Here is a 16217-nt window from a genome sequence, read left to right as displayed (position 1 = left end):
GTCCTAAACGGCGGCCAATGGCCGCCGTTTATGTTTTAAGATGTCGCCCTTTTCCGCCTTGCCGCCCCGGAGCCCCTGCATGACCGCCCTCTCCCCCACCCTGGAACTCGCCTGCGACCTGATCCGCCGCCCGTCGGTCACCCCGGTCGACGAAGGCTGCCAGGACCTGATGATGCGCCGCCTGGAAGCCGCCGGCTTCCGCATCGAACGCATGCGCATCGAAGAGGTGGAGAACTTCTGGGCGATCCGTGGCGGCGAGGGCCCGGTGCTGTGCTTCGCCGGCCACACCGACGTGGTGCCCACCGGTCCGGTGCAGGCCTGGCAACACCAGCCGTTCGAGGCCTTGGTGGACGAGCACGGCATGCTCTGCGGCCGTGGCGCCGCCGACATGAAGGGCAGCCTGGCCGCCATGGTGGTGGCGGTGGAGCGCTTCGTTGCCGAGCACCCAGACCACAAGGGCGCCATCGCCTTCCTCATCACCAGTGACGAGGAAGGCCCGGCGCACCATGGCACCAAGGCCGTGGTGGAACGCCTGGCCGCCCGTGGCGAGCGCCTGGACTGGTGCATCGTCGGCGAGCCCTCCAGCACCACCCTGGTGGGCGACGTGGTGAAGAACGGCCGTCGTGGCTCCCTCGGCGCCACCCTCACCGTGCGCGGCGTGCAGGGCCACGTGGCCTACCCGCACCTTGCGAAGAACCCGATCCACCTGGCCGCCCCGGCGCTGGCCGAACTGGCGGCGGAGCACTGGGACGACGGCAACGCCTTCTTCCCGCCCACCAGCTTCCAGGTCTCCAACCTCAATGCCGGCACCGGCGCGACCAACGTCATTCCCGGCGAACTGAAGGCGGTGTTCAACTTCCGCTTCTCCACCGAATCCACCGTCGAAGGCCTGCAGCAGCGGGTCAACGCCATCCTCGACAAGCACGGCCTGGACTACCACGTGGAGTGGGCCCTGTCCGGCCTGCCGTTCCTCACCGAGCCCGGCGAGCTGCTGGACGCGGTGGCCGCCAGCATCAAGGCCGTGACCGGCCGCGAGACCACGCCCTCCACCAGTGGCGGCACCTCCGATGGCCGCTTCATCGCCACCATGGGCACCCAGGTGGTGGAACTCGGCCCGGTCAACGCCACCATCCACCAGGTCAACGAACGCGTCCTGGCCAGCGACCTGGACCTGCTGACCGACATCTACCAACAGACCCTCGTCCGCCTGCTGGCCTGATCATGCTCACCTGCCCCCTCTGCCAGGGCGCCCTCACGGCGCTCGACAACGGCGTCGCCTGCCCCGCCGGCCACCGTTTCGACCGCGCCCGCCAGGGCTACCTCAACCTGCTGCCGGTGCAGCACAAGAAGAGCCGCGACCCGGGCGACAACGCCGCCATGGTGGAAGCCCGCCGGCGCTTCCTCGACGGCGGCCACTACGCACCCCTGGCCCGCCGCCTGGCGGAACTGGCAGCCGAGCGCCAGCCGGGCCGCTGGCTCGACATCGGCTGTGGCGAGGGCTACTACACCGCCCAGCTCGCCGACGCCCTGCCGGAAGCCGACGGCTACGCGCTGGACATCTCCCGCGAGGCGGTCAAACGTGCCTGCCGCCGCACACCCAACCTCACCTGGCTGGTGGCGAGCATGGCCCGCGTGCCACTGGCCGATGCCAGCTGCCAGTTGCTGGCCAGCGTCTTCAGCCCGCTGGACTGGCAGGAAGCGCAGCGCCTGCTGGCCCCGGGCGGCGGCCTGCTGCGCATGGGCCCGACCCGCGGCCATCTGATGCAGCTGCGCGAGCGCATCTATGACGAGGTGCGCGACTACGACGACCAGAAGCACCTGGCGCTGATTCCCGACGGAATGGCCCTGGCCCACAGCGAAACCCTGGAGTACACCCTGCACCTGGACAGCGCCGAGGCCCGTGCCGACCTGCTGGCGATGACGCCCCACGGCTGGCGTGCCAGCGCCGAGCGCCGCGCTGCGGTGATCGCCGAACCGTTCGACGTGACGGTGTCCATCCGCTACGACTGGATCGTCAAGGCCTAGCCCCGGCGGGCTCGAAATAGCGCCCACTCCCCCTTAAACTTGCAGCCTCACGAGTGACCGCCCCGCGCACCGGCCGGGGCCCCGCCAGGACCTTCCCATGCGCCAACCCGATATAGAGATCTACCTGAAGGACGCCGAACAGGACGCTGTCACCGCCTGGCTGACCGAAGCCATCGGTCCCTGCAGCGACTGGCAGGCGCGCGGCCAGACCTTCAAGTGCCGCGCGGGGGACATCCCGGTGACCTGGCTGCCCAAGGCCGTGGGCAAGTGGCACAGCCTCCTGCTGGAAAGCGATGCAACCCCCTGGGACAGCGACCTGGCCTGCGCCCAGGCGGCCCACCAGGCGCTGGGCGTGGAGATCCGCTGCGCCCCCGGCGGCTGGGACGAAGCCCTGGGCGAGGAAGATGCCGACCGCTGGCTCAAGGTCAATGCCGACGGCGTCAGCGAGATCACCTGGCGTACGGACTGACCCCTCCCGCTGCAGACGAACCCGGCCTCGGCCGGGTTCTTTCATTCCGGCCCCCTTACGCCGCCTTGTTCATGAAGCGTCTGCAGCTGCATCCCTGAATCAGCAGCTGCACATCGCCTTCAAATTCGACACCCCCTGCGTGAAATGACCTACACGCGGAGCAGACGGACGGACTTTGACAATCATTCTCATTCTAATTAGTATCGCCATCCATCGAATCCAACCACAGGTGCCGGTCCCCATGTACGTCTGCCTCTGCCAAGGTGTCACCGACGGTCACATCCGCGAAGCGATCTACGAAGGTTGCTGCAGCTACCGTGAGATTCGCGAGACGCTCGGCGTCGGCACCCAGTGCGGCAAATGTGCCTGCCTGGCCAAGCAGGTGGTGCGCGAGACCCTCACCGAGGTCCAGAGCAGCCAGGCCGCCCTCGCCTACCCGGCCACTTTCGTACCGGCCTGAACACCCTCTTATGAAGAACCGGACCTCGAGTCCGGTTTTTTTATGCCCGCAAATCAAGCAGTTAGCGACAAGACGCGGACTTGAAGCGTTCGTATTCACATTCAAATTATCTTATATATCAAGCACTTACGTTGACACCTCAGCGGAACTGGTTAAAATTCCGTCACTCAACCCCTTGCGTGGCAGGACCCCCTCATGAAAGGCGACAAGAAAGTCATCCAGCATCTCAACAAGATCCTCGGCAACGAACTGGTGGCCATCAACCAGTACTTCCTGCACGCCCGGATGTACGAGGACTGGGGCCTGAAGAAGCTCGGCGAGCACGAGTATCACGAGTCCATCGACGAGATGAAGCACGCCGACAAGCTCATCAAGCGCATCCTCTTCCTGGAAGGCATCCCGAACCTGCAGGACCTGGGCAAGCTGATGATCGGCGAGAACACCAAGGAAATGCTCAGCAGCGACCTGAAGCTGGAGCACAACGCCCTGCCGGACCTGAAGGCCGCCATCGCCTACTGCGAAAGCGTCGGTGACTACGGCAGCCGCGAGCTGCTGGAAGACATCCTCGAGTCCGAGGAAGAGCACATCGACTGGCTGGAAACCCAGCTGGGCCTGATCGAGAAGGTCGGCCTGGAGAACTACCTGCAGTCGCAGATGGACGAGTAAGACACCCGCCCATGAAAAAGCCCCGCATCAGCGGGGCTTTTTCATTTCAGCGGGAGGCTCAGGCGCCGGCCTTGCTCACCGCATCCTTGATCAGTTGCTGCAACTCGCCCTTCTCGTACATCTCGACGAGGATGTCGCTGCCGCCGACCAGCTCACCGGCGACCCACAGCTGCGGGAAGGTCGGCCAGTTGGCGTACTTGGGCAGGTTGGCGCGGATTTCCGGGTTCTGCAGGATGTCGACGTAGGCGAACTTCTCGCCACAGCCCATCAGGACCTGGGCAGCACGGGCGGAGAAACCGCACTGGGGAGCATTGGGAGAGCCCTTCATGTACAGCAGGACGGTGTTGTTGGCGATCTGCTCTTTGATGGTTTCGATGATATCCATGGCTACCTCGGCTGAACTATCCGACTACAGGGTCGGCGCGGTGGCGGCATTGTAACGGAAGTCCGAGCATGTCGCTCGGACTTGCACGGTCACTTTTCAGGCCGCCACCACCTCCACCGGCACGCCATTCAGCGCGGCATTGCCGGACACGGCATCGAGGAACCGCTCGTCGGTCAGGTCATTGGCACTGGCCCCTGGCAACTCGGCGGCGATGGCCATCATCACACCGGGCCGCCCATGGCCCCAGCCGTGGGGCAGGCTCACCACGCCGGGCATCATCTCCAGGCTCGCGGCTACCTCCACCTCGATGCTGCCGACCCGCGAACGCACCCTCACCCGCTGGCCATCGCGCAGCCCGCGCCGGGCAAGGTCGTCCGGGTGCATGAGCAGCTGGTGGCGCGGCTTGCCCTTCACCAGGCGGTGGTAGTTGTGCATCCAGGAGTTGTTGCTGCGGACATGCCGCCGGCCGATCAGCACCAGCTCGCCGGCCACCGGAGCGGGTTGCTCGGCGAAGCGCGCCAGGTCCTGCATGAACAGCGCCGGGTCGGCCACCACGCGGCGCGCCTCGGTCTTGAGGCGGCCGGCCAGGTTCGGCTTGAGCGGCCCCAGGTCCAGCCCGTGGGGGTGCTCCGCCAGGCGCTCGACGGAAAGCCCCCAGCTGGAGCGCTCGCCATAGGGGCCGAAGCGCAGCCCCATGTCGATCATCTGCCGTGGCGGCAGGGTCGGCTTCAGCTCCACGCCGGTGCGCGCCGCGAAGGCCTTGGCCAGCCCGACGAAGATCTCCCAGTCATCCAGCGCACCAGCCGGCTTGGCCAGCACCGGTTCGTTGAAACGGGTGACGTTGCGCACCGCGAACAGGTTGAAGGTGGTGTCGTAGTGGTCGTGCTCCAGCGGCGCGGTCGGCGGCAGGATCAGGTCGGCGTAGCGCGTCGTCTCGTTGATGTAGAGGTCGACGCTGACCATGAACTCCAGCCCGTCCAGCGCCTGCTCCAGGCGCCGCCCGTTGGGGGTGGAGAGCACCGGGTTGCCGGCCACGGTGACCAGGGCGCGGATCTGCCCTTCGCCTGGGGTCAGCATCTCCTCGGCCAGGGCCGAGACGGGCAGTTCGCCGCCGTACTCGGGCAACCCGGAGACGCGGCTGTGCCAGCGCCCGAAGTGGCCGCCGGAGGTGGTCGACACCAGGTCCACCGCCGGCTCGGTGCAGAGCACACCGCCGGCCTGGTCAAGGTTGCCGGTGACCAGGTTGATCACCTGGATCAGCCATTGGCACAGGCTGCCGAACGCCTGGGTGGACACGCCCATGCGCCCGTAGCACACCGCCCGTTCGGCAGCGGCGAAGTCGCGCGCCAGCTGGCGGATCATCGAGGGCTCGATGCCGCAACGCGGCCCCATGGCCTCGGCGGTGAAGGCCACCACGGCCTGACGCACGGCGTCGAGGCCATCCACCGGCAGGTGTGTGGCCCGGCCGAGGCCCTCCTCGAACAGGGTGCTGAGCATGCCCAGCAGCAGGGCGGCGTCCTGGCCCGGCCGCACGAACAGGTGCTGGTCGGCGATGGCGGCCGTCTCGCTGCGCCGCGGGTCCACCACCACCAGGCGCCCGCCCCTGGCCTTGATCGCCTTCAAGCGCTTCTCCACGTCCGGCACCGTCATGATGCTGCCGTTGGAGGCCAGCGGATTGCCGCCGAGGATCAGCATGAAATCGGTGTGATCGATGTCCGGGATCGGGATCAGCAGCCCGTGGCCGTACATCTGGTGGCTCACCAGGTGGTGGGGCAACTGGTCCACCGAGGTGGCGGAGAAGCGGTTGCGGGTCTTCAGCAGGCCGAGGAAGTAGTTGCTGTGGGTCATCAGCCCGTAGTTGTGCACGCTGGGGTTGCCCTGGTACACGGCGACCGCCTGCTGCCCGTGGCGGGCCTGGATATCGGCCAGTCGCTCGGCCACCAGCGCAAAGGCTTCGTCCCAACCGATGGGCTGCCACTCGCTGCCCGCCCGGCGCATGGGCTGGCGCAGGCGATCAGGGTCGTTCTGGATGTCTTGCAGGGCCACGGCCTTGGGGCAGATATGCCCACGGCTGAAGCTGTCCTGCGGGTCGCCCTTGATGGAGAGGATGTGCCGCGAGCCGTCCGCCCGGTCCTCGGTTTCGATGGCCAGGCCGCAGATGGCCTCGCACAGGTGGCACGCACGGTAGTGAACGGACTTGGTCATGGCCTTGCCTCATGTTCTTGTTCGAGACGACCGGTCGGGTCGCAATCGCTGAACTATGGAAGCAGGGCTGCCGCTTGACCAGCGGCTTAAGCGATGTGAATCGGCAGGCATCAAGCCTGCCGATTCGGGTGGTGCGGGCTTACTTGATGGAGCGGATGGTGCCCTTGTTGCCCACGACCTTGGCGCTGACTTTCTTGAACACGAAGTAGTCGTCGATGTTCAGCTCGTAGCGCGGGGCGACGATCAGGTCGGCGCCGGAGTTCTTCACGGCCTTGAAGGCAGCAGCGGACTTCACCGCGCCAACCGGATCGGGACCGAACGGCAGGCCGGCGGAGGCGCCGCCGTAGGTGACGCCGTCAGCGAACTGGCTGTCGCCACCGAACTGGATGAAGTTGAACAGGATGTTCACTTCGGACTGCCCGCTGATCGACTCACCGACGGCAACGTCGGCTCTCAGGTCGGTCTGGACTTCGGCTTCCAGGGCGGAAGACGGCTGGCTGATGTGGTAGCTGCTGCAGCCGGTTACCGAAGCAATCAGCGCCATCAGGGCAGCGGGCATCAGGAACTTTTTCATGTGGTACTCCATGTCTGGGAATGTGCCTCGGTCCTGTTCCACGTCTTGATGGACCGAGCCCCGGACCGGGTCCGATCCGGGGAGGCGACACCCTACAGCCCTGGTTTTTTTCCCATCAGTTCATGACTTCCCAAGCTGCCGTCAGGCTACTCCCCGCCACTTCGACGAAGCATCTGCGGGGCAATTTGCGCCTATGCGTAATTTCCTTATAAGATCGCGCCTTCCCCATTCCGTCGCCCCCGAGCGGCCCAGCCCGCCGGTCCCGCCTGCTTTTCCTCGAAAAACCCGGCCCGGACTTGCGGCCAGCGGCAACAAAAAAGGTAGTCAGCAATGAGCGCAAGGCATTTTCTCTCCCTGATGGATTGCACCCCCCAGGAGCTGAGCAGCCTGATCCGTCGAGCCATCGAGCTGAAGGACCTGCGCCATCGAGGGGTGCTCTACGAGCCGCTCAAGAGCCGCGTGCTGGGGATGATCTTCGAGAAGGCCTCCACCCGTACCCGCCTGTCCTTCGAGGCCGGCATGATCCAGCTCGGCGGCCAGGCGATCTTCCTGTCCCCGCGCGATACCCAGCTGGGCCGTGGCGAGCCGATCAGCGACTGCGCCATCGTCATGTCGCGCATGCTCGATGCGGTGATGATCCGCACCTTCGCCCACAGCAAGCTGGTGGAGTTCGCCGCCCATTCCCGCGTGCCGGTGATCAACGGCCTGTCGGACGACCTGCACCCCTGCCAGTTGCTGGCCGACATGCAGACCTTCCAGGAGCACCGCGGCTCGATCCAGGGCAAGACCGTGGCCTGGATCGGCGACGGCAACAACATGTGCAACTCCTATATCGAGGCGGCGATCCAGTTCGACTTCCACCTCAACGTCGCCTGCCCCGAGGGCTACGAGCCCAGTGCCGCGCTGGTGGCCCAGGCCGGCGAGCGTGTCCGCGTGATGCGCGACCCTCGCGCAGCGGTGCGTGGCGCCCACCTGGTGAGCACCGACGTCTGGACCTCCATGGGCCAGGAAGAGGAAACCGAACGGCGCCTGGCCCTGTTCGCGCCCTACCAGGTGAACAAGGAAATGCTGGACCTGGCCGATGAAGCGGTTATCTTCATGCACTGCCTGCCAGCACACCGGGGCGAGGAAATCAGCATGGACCTGCTGGACGATCCCCGTTCAGTGGCCTGGGACCAGGCAGAAAACCGCCTGCACGCCCAGAAGGCGCTGCTGGAATTCCTCGTCGAACACGCGTCCAGAGCATGAGCCACGAACTGCTACTCAACCTGCGTGACCTGAGCTGCGGCTACCAGGATCAGCGCGTCGTCCAGAACCTCAACCTCCACCTCAACGCCGGGGACATCGGTTGCCTGCTGGGCCCCTCGGGTTGCGGCAAGACCACCACCCTGCGCGCCATCGCCGGCTTCGAGCCGGTGCTGGAAGGCGAGATCAGCCTCGCCGGCGAGGTCATCTCCCGCGCCGGCTACACCCTCGCCCCCGAGCGGCGGCGCATCGGCATGGTGTTCCAGGACTACGCCCTGTTCCCCCACCTCACCGTGGAAGAGAACGTCGGCTTCGGCATCCGCAAGCACCCGCAGCGCGAGCGCATCGTCGGCGAGCTGCTGGAGCTGGTGAACCTCTCGGCCCTGGCCAAGCGCTTCCCCAACGAGCTGTCCGGCGGCCAGCAGCAGCGCGTCTCCCTGGCACGCGCCCTTGCGCCGGAGCCGGCCCTGCTGCTGCTCGACGAACCCTTCTCCAACCTCGATGGCGAACTGCGCCGGCGCCTCAGCCACGAGGTCCGCGACATCCTCAAGGCCCGTGGCACCAGCGCCATCCTCGTCACCCACGACCAGGAGGAAGCCTTCGCCGTCAGCGACCAGGTCGGCGTGTTCAACAAGGGCCACCTGGAGCAGTGGGACACCCCCTACAACCTCTACCACGAGCCGGCGACCCCCTTCGTCGCCAGCTTCATCGGCCAGGGCTACTTCATCCGCGGCCAGCAACTGAGCCCCGACACCGTGCAGACGGAGCTGGGCACCATCCGCGGCAACCGCGCCTATACCTGGCCGGAAGGCAGTGCGGTGGACGTGCTGCTGCGGCCGGACGACATCGTCCCCGCCAGCGATGCCGGGCTGAAGGCCACCGTCACCGGCAAGACCTTCCTCGGCGCCGCCACGCTCTATCGCCTGCAACTGCCCACCGGCACCCAGCTGGAAGCCATCTTCCCGAGCCATGCCGACCACGCACCAGGCCAGGAAGTGGGCATCCGCATCGCCGCCGATCACCTGGTGGTGTTCCCCGCCCAAGGCAGCGTCGCCGCCCAGTTACCGGCACAGGACAACGGCGTCCGTCGCTACGTCACCGCCAGTTGATCCCGCCGCGCGTCGGCGAGCCGCTCAAGGCTCGCTGACGCCGTAGCGCCCCATCACCTCACGCAGCTTGCCGTTCTCCCGGTAACGGGCCAGGCCGTCCTCGAAGATCGCGGCGTAGCGTGCGCTGGCAGTCAGCGCCGGGGAAAAGGCCAGGTAGATGGCCACGTCCGGCGAGCGGCAGCCCGCCAGGCGCAGGCGCTCGGAGGGCGGCAAGGTGGATTGCAGGTTGTCCATCACCCAGCTGTTCTCGATGGTCGCATCGAGCCGACCGTGACGGACCTTCTCCATGTTCATGTCCAGCGCCTGGTCGCCCGCCACCACCTGCACCCGGTCCCCGCGACTGCGGTGCATGCGGATGTAGGTATCGATTTCCTGGCCGTAGCTGTAGCTGTTGATGCTGCCCAGGCGCACCTGCTGCAGCGAGGGCAGCCCCTGGTAGCGCCACGTGGCATCCAGCGCCGTGTAGAAGCACATGCGCGAGATGCCGGGCGCGGTGGGGGTGTAGACGAAATCCGGTGCGTCCTGGATGCCGGCACCGATCACCGCGTTGACCTTCCCCGCCCGCGCATCGCTGAGTGCCCGAGCCCAGTTGACCACCCGGTACTCCACCTCGATGCCGGACTCGGCAAAGATCTCCCGGGCCAGCTCGACGAAGATCCCCGGCCGGGGTGAATCGGGCTGGCAATTGATCGGGCACCACAGGTCACCGGCAATGACCAGGGTCTCCGCCTTCGACAAGCCGGAGGCGAACAGGGCGACCAAGCCGAATAGCAGGGCCGCGGGGGTTGAACGTGCATCCTGTGTGGTCAAGGCGAACTCCCTTCGTGAGCGGCCGACCAGGCGTGCAACTACCCCTGGGAAGCCTCGCTGCGTACTCGCTGGACGGCATCCAGCCATCCCTCGTAAAGCTTGGCCCGGTGGGCCTCCGCCATGCGCGGCGCAAAGCGCTGCTGGCGGTGCCAGTGACGGGCGATTTCGTCCAGATCCCGGTACAGCCCCGCCTTCAGGCCCGCCAGGTAGGCGGCGCCCAGGGCGGTGGTCTCGGTCACCTCGGGGCGTTCGACTGCCACACCGAGGATGTCCGCCAGGAACTGCATGACCCAATTGTTTTCCACCATCCCGCCGTCCACGCGCAGAGCGCTGGGCGCGGCGGCCCCGTCCTGGCGCATGGCTTCCAGCAGATCACGGGTCTGGTAGCACACCGACTGCAGGCCGGCGGTGACGATCTCCTTGATACCGGTGTCGCGGGTCAGGCCGAAGATCGCGCCCCGGGCCTTCGGGTCCCAGTAAGGCGCCCCCAGGCCCGTGAAGGCCGGCACCAGATAGACGCCACAAGCATCCCCGGTCTGCTCCGCCAGCGCCTCGGTATCCCGGGCATGGCTGATCAGCTTGATGCCGTCACGCAACCACTGAACCGCCGCACCGGCGACGAAGATACTGCCTTCTACAGCGTAGGTCACCTTCCCATCCAAGCGGTAACCCACGGTGGTCAGCAGACGGTTGCGCGAGGTAACCGGCGTGTCGCCGGTGTTCTGGATCATGAAACAGCCGGTGCCGTAGGTGCTTTTCACCATGCCCGGCTGGAAGCAGGCCTGGCCGATCAGCGCCGCCTGCTGGTCGCCGGCCATGCCCAGCACCGGGATGGCGCTGCCCAGCAGCCCGGCCTCGGTGATGCCGAACTCGGCAGAGCAGTCCAGCACCTCCGGCAGCAGGCTCGGCGGAATGTCGAACAGCTGCGTCAGGTGATCGTCCCAACGCTGCTCATGGATGTTGAACAGCAGCGTGCGCGAGGCGTTGGTGGCGTCGGTGCGGTGCACCTTGCCGCCGGTCAGGCGCCACAGCAGGAAGCAGTCCACCGTGCCGAAGCGCAGCTCACCGCGCTCGGCGCGCTCACGGGCGCCCGGCACGTTGTCGAGGATCCAGCGCAGCTTGGTGGCGGAGAAATACGGGTCGATCAGCAACCCGGTGCGCCGCGCCACTTCCTCGTCGTGCCCATCGGCCTTGAGGCGGGAGCAGTAGTCGGCGGTGCGGCGGTCCTGCCAGACGATGGCTGGGTGGATCGGCGTACCGGTCTCGGCGTCCCACACCAGGGTGGTCTCGCGCTGGTTGGTAATGCCGATGGCCGCGATCTGCGACGCCTGCAGCCCGCTCTGGCGGATGGCCTCGCGGCAGACCTTGAGGGTCGTCAGCCAGATCTCCTCGCCGTCGTGCTCCACCCAGCCGTCCTTCGGGAAGTACTGCTTGAACTCCGTCTGGGCGCGGGCGACAGGCAGGCCCTGGGCACTGAATACGATGGCGCGACTGCTGGTCGTGCCCTGGTCGATGGCAAGAAGGTACTGGGCCATTCCGGCTTCCTTGTTGTTATGGAGGGGTCATTCCCGCCCGATGGCGGCGAACTGGGCCTGGGTGTGTTCGGCCAGCACCTGCGCCGCCAGCTCCACTTCCAGGCCACGCCGACCGGCGCTGACATGAATGGTGGGGTGGTCCAGCGCGGAGCGGTCGATGAAGGTGCGCAGGCGCTTCTTCTGCCCCAGCGGGCTGATGCCGCCCACCAGGTAGCCGGTGGCGCGCTGCGCCGCATCGGCCGGGGCCATGTCGGCCTTCTTGGCGCCCGCCGCATGAGCCAGGGCCTTCAGATCAAGGCTGCCGGCCACCGGCACCACGGCCACCAGCAGCTCGCCCTTCTCGGTGGCCGCCAGCAGGGTCTTGAACACCCGCGCCGGGTCCAGCCCGAGCTTTTCCGCCGCCTCCAGGCCATAGGAGGGCGCCTTCGGGTCATGGGTATAGCTGAGCACACGGTGCTCGGCCTTGGCCTTCTTGAGCAGGTCGATGGCTGGAGTCATGTTCGATAGTGAAAACAATGCGACGAAGTGGTCGTACCTTAGCTGAAAAGTCGCTCTTCGACAGCCCGCCGCTATAATGCGCGTCAAAAATCCGGGACCCCGTTCATGACCCTGGCCCCCCGCCAACAGAACATCCTCGACCTCGCCCGCGAACGCGGCTACGTCAGCATCGACGAACTGGCCCAGGCCTTCGCGGTGACGCCGCAGACCATCCGCCGCGACATCAACCAGCTCGCCGAACAGGGCCTGCTGCGACGCACCCATGGTGGCGCGGCCGCCGATGCCTCGAGCATCCAGAACACCGCCTACGCCATGCGCGCCGGGCAGATGCGCGACGAGAAGCAGCGCATCGCCGAAGCCGTGGCGGCGCAGATCCCCGACCACGCCTCGCTGTTCATCAACATCGGCACCACCACCGAAGCCATCGCCCGCGAACTGATGGGGCACAAGGGCCTGAAGGTGATCACCAACAACCTGCACGTCGCCGCCCAGCTCGCCGACCGACCCGATTTCGAAGTGCTGGTGGCCGGCGGCACGGTGCGCAGCGACGGCGGTATCGTCGGCCCCTCGGCAGTGGACTTCATCCGCCAGTTCAAGGTCGACTTCGCCATCGTCGGCATCAGCGGCATCGACGAGGACGGCAGCCTGCTGGACTTCGACTACCAGGAGGTGCGCGTCTCCCAGGCCATCATCGACAACGCCCGCCAGGTGTTCCTCGCCGCCGACTCCAGCAAATTCGGTCGCAACGCCGTGGTGCGCATGGGCTCCATCGCCCTGGTGGACCGCCTGTTCACCGACCACGCCCCCTCCCCCGCCCTGGCCCGGCTGATGGCCGAGCACAAGGTCCAGCTCGAACCGGTCTGATCCCGCCTGCCTTTCGTCGCCCATCCCGCCGTGGCCGCTCGGCGGGGGTGGCGATTCGCCTTCGCTTCGTCTAGCATTTTTCGGAAACGAACATTCAAAGTTCACTTTCGATTCAGGTGCCTTGCCATGCCCGCCTCGACGAAGCGCTCCGCGCCCATCTCCGAAGTCTATGACCTGGCCGTGATCGGCGGCGGCATCAACGGTGTCGGCATCGCCGCCGATGCAGCCGGGCGCGGCCTGTCGGTGTTCCTTTGCGAACGCGACGACCTGGCCCAGCACACCTCCTCCGCCAGCAGCAAGCTCATCCACGGCGGCCTGCGCTACCTGGAACACTACGAATTCCGCCTGGTGCGCGAGGCCCTGGCCGAACGCGAAGTGCTGCTGGCCAAGGCGCCGCACATCGTCCGCCCGATGCGTTTCGTGCTGCCCCATCGCCCGCACCTGCGCCCGGCATGGATGATCCGCGCCGGCCTGTTCCTCTACGACCACCTCGGCAAGCGCGAGAAGCTGCCCGGCTCCCGTGGTCTGCGCTTCGGCGTCGGCAGCCCGCTGCAGGCCGGCATCAGCCGTGGCTTCGAATATTCGGATTGCTGGGTCGACGACGCGCGCCTGGTGGTGCTCAACGCCATGAGCGCCCGCGAGCACGGAGCCCACATCCACAGCCGCACCCGCTGCGTCAGCGCCCGGCGCAGCAAGGGCCTGTGGCACATCCACCTGGAACGTGCCGACGGCACCCTGCTGTCGATCCGTTCCCGGGCACTGGTCAACGCCGCCGGCCCCTGGGTCGCCCGCCTGCTGAAGGACGACCTCAAGCAGAAGTCGCCCTACGGCATCCGCCTGATCCAGGGCAGCCACATCGTCGTGCCCCAGCTCTACGAGGGCGAGCACGCCTACATCCTGCAGAACGAGGACCGCCGCATCGTCTTCGCCATCCCCTACCTGGGGCGTTTCACCCTGATCGGCACCACCGACCGCGAGTACCAGGGCGACCCGGCGAAGGTGGCCATCACCGAGGAAGAAACCCGCTACCTGCTCGACGTGGTCAACCAGCACTTCAAGAAGCAGATCAGCGCCGACGACATCCTGCGCACCTACTCCGGCGTGCGCCCGCTGTGCGACGACGAATCCGACGACCCGTCCGCCGTCACCCGCGACTACACCCTGGCGCTGGATGCCCACCCAGGCGAAGCCCCGCTGCTCTCGGTGTTCGGCGGCAAGCTCACCACCTACCGCAAGCTCGCCGAGTCGGCCCTGGCGCAGCTCGCGCCCTTCTTCCCGACCATGGGAGGCAGCTGGACTGCCACCGCCACCCTCCCCGGCGGCGAGTCCATGGACAGCCAGGAGGCCCTGGCCGAAGCCCTGTGCGAACGCTACGGCTGGCTGCCCAACAGCCTGGCCCGGCGCTGGGCCGGCACCTACGGCAGCCGCGTGTGGAAACTGCTGGAAGGGGTCGCCAACCTCACCGACCTGGGCGAACACCTGGGCGGCGGCCTCTACGCCCGCGAAGTGGACTACCTGTGCCGCGAGGAATGGGCGCAAGACGCCGAAGACATCCTCTGGCGCCGCACCAAGCAAGGGCTGTTCATGACCCCCGGCCAGCAGGAACGCCTCGCCCAATACCTGATCCACCGCGCCCAGGCCGACGCGGCCTGAAGCCTTGCGAGCAGCGCTCGCGCCTACATCCCCGCCATGAACCGATGCGGTTCGCCGAGCTCACCGCATCCTACGGCGGCTCCGTCCGTAGGATGGGCTGAGCTGTGCGAAGCCCATCGCTGGGGCGGCAAAGCGCCACGAGTGAACCTGACGTAGCCCGGACTTCAGTCCGGGAGGCCCCACGCCGCTCCCGGGCTGAAGCCCGGGCTACGAAGGTCAGGGCTTCGCGAGCAGCGCTCTCTCCTACATCCCCGCCATGAACCGATGCGGTTCGCCGAGCTCACCGCATCCTACGGGCGGCTCCGTCCGTAGGATGGGCTGAGCTGTGCGAAGCCCATCGCTGGGGCTGCACAGCGCCATGAGTGAACCTGACGTAGCCCGGACTTCAGTCCGGGAAGCCCCACCCGCTCCCGGGCTGAAGCCCGGGCTACGAAGGCCAAAGGCTTCGCGAGCAACGCCCGCGCCTACATCTCGCCTGACGGATCGATGCGGTTCGCCGAGCCCACCGCATCCTACGGGCAGCTCCGTCCGTAGGATGGGCTGAGCTGTGCGAAGCCCATCGCTGGGGCTGCACAGCGCCATGAATGAACCTGGCGTAGCCCGGACTTCAGTCCGGGAAGCCCCACACCGCTCCCGGGCTGAAGCCCGGGCTACAAAGGCCAGAGGTTTCGCGAGCAGCGCTCGCGCCTATGCAGGCGGCGCACTCACAACTGCGCGAAGTGCCCGTCCGCCGGCTGCCGGTGGGCCATCAGGTGCGGCAGCACGGCGGCCAGCAGCGGTTCCTTGAAGGCGTCCTGGAAGCGATGGGCGAGGCCGGGGATCAACCGCAGCTCCGCGCCCTTGATATGTGCCGCCACATGCACCCCGTGCATCACCGGCAGCAGCGGGTCGGCGGTGCCGTGCACCACCAGGGTCGGCACGTGCAGGCGGTTGAGCAGTTCCACCCGGCTCGGCTCGGCGAGGATCGCCAGCATCTGCCGCTGCACACCTTCGGGGTTGAACGCCCGGTCATAGGCCCGCGCGGCCTGCTCCAGCAGTTGCGCCCGGTCATCGGTCACCTGCGGGCTGCCCAGGGCGGCCAACAGGTCGGCCTGCTGTTCCAGCGCCACCTGGCGGTTCGGCGCCTCGCGGCGGGCCAGCAGCGCCAGCAAGGCATCGCTGGGCGCCGGCAGGCCCTGGGCGCCGGAACTGGTCATCACCAGGGTCAGGCTCAGCACCCGCTCCGGGGCCATGTCCGCCAGGTGCTGGGCGATCATCCCGCCCATGCTGGCGCCGAGCACATGAGCCTCGCGCACCTTCAGGGCGTCCATCAGGTGCAGCGCATCGCCGGCCATGTCCCGCAGGCTGTACGGCGCCTCCACGGGGAAGCCCAGGCGGTAGCGGATCACCTCATAGGTCAGGTTCGCGCTGGGCGCCGTCTGGGCCCAGGCGGACAGGCCGACATCCCGGTTGTCGTAGCGGATGACGCGAAAACCCTGCTCGCACAGCGCCGCCACCACCTCGTCCGGCCAATGGATGAGCTGTCCGCCCAGCCCCATGATCAGCAGCAGGGCCGGGTCATCGGCATCACCGATGCTCTGGTAGGCCAGGCGCACGTCCCCCAGCGCCACCGTCTCGGTGGGTACGTGGGTGTCGCAGCGCGCAGCGGCAAAGGCTGGCAGGCCGCCCAGCAGGGCGACGAGAAGAATGAACAGGCGCATGGTGGAAATCCGGAATGCA

Annotated in this window: 16 protein-coding genes; 9 read left to right on the top strand and 7 right to left on the bottom strand. The window is 67.1% G+C overall.

What is annotated here, in order from left to right; all coding sequences use genetic code 11:
- The first annotated feature begins 79 nt into the window (after window positions 1-79).
- The 5 genes from dapE to bfr all read left to right on the top strand — a co-directional run bounded on the left by dapE (window position 80) and on the right by bfr (window position 3620).
- Window positions 80-1219, top strand: coding sequence for a succinyl-diaminopimelate desuccinylase (gene dapE / locus FBY21_RS26605; protein WP_142015219.1), 1140 nt, complete (start codon window positions 80-82; stop codon window positions 1217-1219).
- Window positions 1220-1221: 2 nt separating this feature from the next.
- A complete protein-coding gene (locus FBY21_RS26600) occupies window positions 1222-2025 on the top strand; it encodes a putative RNA methyltransferase (protein WP_142015215.1) in 804 nt (267 codons plus the stop codon).
- Window positions 2026-2122: 97 nt separating this feature from the next.
- On the top strand, window positions 2123-2494 hold the full coding sequence (locus FBY21_RS26595; RefSeq protein WP_142015211.1) for a hypothetical protein: 372 nt from the start codon (window positions 2123-2125) through the stop codon (window positions 2492-2494).
- A gap of 241 nt (window positions 2495-2735) precedes the next feature.
- The gene (locus FBY21_RS26590) at window positions 2736-2954 is read left to right on the top strand and encodes a bacterioferritin-associated ferredoxin (RefSeq protein WP_044414418.1); all 219 of its coding nucleotides are present in this window, start codon (window positions 2736-2738) and stop codon (window positions 2952-2954) included.
- Between the two features lie 195 nt (window positions 2955-3149).
- Entirely contained in the window at window positions 3150-3620 is a 471-nt protein-coding gene (gene bfr / locus FBY21_RS26585) for a bacterioferritin (RefSeq protein ID WP_044414420.1), read from the top strand.
- Window positions 3621-3678: 58 nt separating this feature from the next.
- On the opposite strand, the gene grxD is transcribed toward bfr, so the two are convergent.
- The 3 genes from grxD to FBY21_RS26570 form a co-directional block, all read right to left on the bottom strand.
- The gene (gene grxD, locus FBY21_RS26580; RefSeq protein WP_044414422.1) at window positions 3679-4005 is read right to left on the bottom strand and encodes a Grx4 family monothiol glutaredoxin; all 327 of its coding nucleotides are present in this window, start codon (window positions 4003-4005) and stop codon (window positions 3679-3681) included.
- Between the two features lie 96 nt (window positions 4006-4101).
- Window positions 4102-6210: a molybdopterin oxidoreductase family protein gene (locus FBY21_RS26575; protein ID WP_142015206.1), complete on the bottom strand. Its 2109-nt coding sequence runs from the start codon at window positions 6208-6210 to the stop codon at window positions 4102-4104.
- A 139-nt stretch (window positions 6211-6349) separates the two neighbouring features.
- Entirely contained in the window at window positions 6350-6784 is a 435-nt protein-coding gene (locus FBY21_RS26570) for a hypothetical protein (protein ID WP_142015203.1), read from the bottom strand.
- A 330-nt stretch (window positions 6785-7114) separates the two neighbouring features.
- Here FBY21_RS26570 and argF point away from each other — a divergent pair, with 330 nt between their 5' ends.
- Window positions 7115-8032, top strand: coding sequence for an ornithine carbamoyltransferase (argF, locus tag FBY21_RS26565; protein ID WP_142015199.1), 918 nt, complete (start codon window positions 7115-7117; stop codon window positions 8030-8032).
- On the top strand, window positions 8029-9138 hold the full coding sequence (locus FBY21_RS26560; protein ID WP_074973403.1) for an ABC transporter ATP-binding protein: 1110 nt from the start codon (window positions 8029-8031) through the stop codon (window positions 9136-9138). Before argF ends, FBY21_RS26560 begins: the two co-directional genes overlap by 4 nt.
- A 24-nt stretch (window positions 9139-9162) precedes the next feature.
- Here the strand turns inward: FBY21_RS26560 and FBY21_RS26555 are convergent, their stop codons facing one another.
- The 3 genes from FBY21_RS26555 to ybaK are packed head-to-tail and all read right to left on the bottom strand — an operon-like array spanning window position 9163 to window position 11981.
- On the bottom strand, window positions 9163-9948 hold the full coding sequence (locus FBY21_RS26555) for a substrate-binding periplasmic protein (protein ID WP_253543796.1): 786 nt from the start codon (window positions 9946-9948) through the stop codon (window positions 9163-9165).
- 38 nt (window positions 9949-9986) lie between these two features.
- Window positions 9987-11483, bottom strand: a complete 1497-nt coding sequence (gene glpK / locus FBY21_RS26550; protein ID WP_074973401.1) for a glycerol kinase GlpK — start codon at window positions 11481-11483, stop codon at window positions 9987-9989.
- 27 nt (window positions 11484-11510) lie between these two features.
- Window positions 11511-11981 (bottom strand): Cys-tRNA(Pro) deacylase, encoded by a 471-nt coding sequence (gene ybaK, locus FBY21_RS26545; protein WP_044414438.1) that lies wholly within the window; start codon window positions 11979-11981, stop codon window positions 11511-11513.
- Between the two features lie 105 nt (window positions 11982-12086).
- On the opposite strand from ybaK, the gene FBY21_RS26540 reads away from it, so the two are divergent.
- The gene (locus tag FBY21_RS26540; protein ID WP_044414439.1) at window positions 12087-12845 is read left to right on the top strand and encodes a DeoR/GlpR family DNA-binding transcription regulator; all 759 of its coding nucleotides are present in this window, start codon (window positions 12087-12089) and stop codon (window positions 12843-12845) included.
- Between the two features lie 126 nt (window positions 12846-12971).
- A complete protein-coding gene (glpD, locus tag FBY21_RS26535) occupies window positions 12972-14498 on the top strand; it encodes a glycerol-3-phosphate dehydrogenase (RefSeq protein ID WP_074973396.1) in 1527 nt (508 codons plus the stop codon).
- Between the two features lie 704 nt (window positions 14499-15202).
- Here glpD and FBY21_RS26530 read toward each other — a convergent pair.
- Window positions 15203-16198 carry an alpha/beta fold hydrolase gene (locus tag FBY21_RS26530; RefSeq protein ID WP_044414444.1) on the bottom strand — a complete coding sequence of 332 codons (996 nt, stop codon included), beginning with the start codon at window positions 16196-16198 and terminating at the stop codon, window positions 15203-15205.
- Window positions 16199-16217: the final 19 nt, after the last annotated feature.

The organism is Pseudomonas sp. SLBN-26 (assembly GCF_006715895.1).
GTDB lineage: Bacteria > Pseudomonadota > Gammaproteobacteria > Pseudomonadales > Pseudomonadaceae > Metapseudomonas > Metapseudomonas otitidis.
The sequence above is the reverse complement of the archived record's forward strand: the minus strand, read 5'-3'. Positions and strand labels throughout refer to the sequence as shown.

What these genes read in the sequence shown, in the direction of transcription:
- argF (WP_142015199.1), top strand. Translation starts at nt 7,115, where the DNA reads ATGAGCGCAAGGCATTTTCTCTCCCTGATGGATTGCACCCCCCAGGAG.
- ybaK (WP_044414438.1), bottom strand. Translation starts at nt 11,981, where the DNA reads ATGACTCCAGCCATCGACCTGCTCAAGAAGGCCAAGGCCGAGCACCGT.
- FBY21_RS26600 (WP_142015215.1), top strand. Translation starts at nt 1,222, where the DNA reads ATGCTCACCTGCCCCCTCTGCCAGGGCGCCCTCACGGCGCTCGACAAC.
- bfr (WP_044414420.1), top strand. Translation starts at nt 3,150, where the DNA reads ATGAAAGGCGACAAGAAAGTCATCCAGCATCTCAACAAGATCCTCGGC.
- FBY21_RS26540 (WP_044414439.1), top strand. Translation starts at nt 12,087, where the DNA reads ATGACCCTGGCCCCCCGCCAACAGAACATCCTCGACCTCGCCCGCGAA.
- dapE (WP_142015219.1), top strand. Translation starts at nt 80, where the DNA reads ATGACCGCCCTCTCCCCCACCCTGGAACTCGCCTGCGACCTGATCCGC.
- FBY21_RS26570 (WP_142015203.1), bottom strand. Translation starts at nt 6,784, where the DNA reads ATGAAAAAGTTCCTGATGCCCGCTGCCCTGATGGCGCTGATTGCTTCG.
- glpD (WP_074973396.1), top strand. Translation starts at nt 12,972, where the DNA reads ATGCCCGCCTCGACGAAGCGCTCCGCGCCCATCTCCGAAGTCTATGAC.
- FBY21_RS26595 (WP_142015211.1), top strand. Translation starts at nt 2,123, where the DNA reads ATGCGCCAACCCGATATAGAGATCTACCTGAAGGACGCCGAACAGGAC.
- FBY21_RS26590 (WP_044414418.1), top strand. Translation starts at nt 2,736, where the DNA reads ATGTACGTCTGCCTCTGCCAAGGTGTCACCGACGGTCACATCCGCGAA.
- glpK (WP_074973401.1), bottom strand. Translation starts at nt 11,483, where the DNA reads ATGGCCCAGTACCTTCTTGCCATCGACCAGGGCACGACCAGCAGTCGC.
- FBY21_RS26575 (WP_142015206.1), bottom strand. Translation starts at nt 6,210, where the DNA reads ATGACCAAGTCCGTTCACTACCGTGCGTGCCACCTGTGCGAGGCCATC.
- FBY21_RS26560 (WP_074973403.1), top strand. Translation starts at nt 8,029, where the DNA reads ATGAGCCACGAACTGCTACTCAACCTGCGTGACCTGAGCTGCGGCTAC.
- grxD (WP_044414422.1), bottom strand. Translation starts at nt 4,005, where the DNA reads ATGGATATCATCGAAACCATCAAAGAGCAGATCGCCAACAACACCGTC.
- FBY21_RS26530 (WP_044414444.1), bottom strand. Translation starts at nt 16,198, where the DNA reads ATGCGCCTGTTCATTCTTCTCGTCGCCCTGCTGGGCGGCCTGCCAGCC.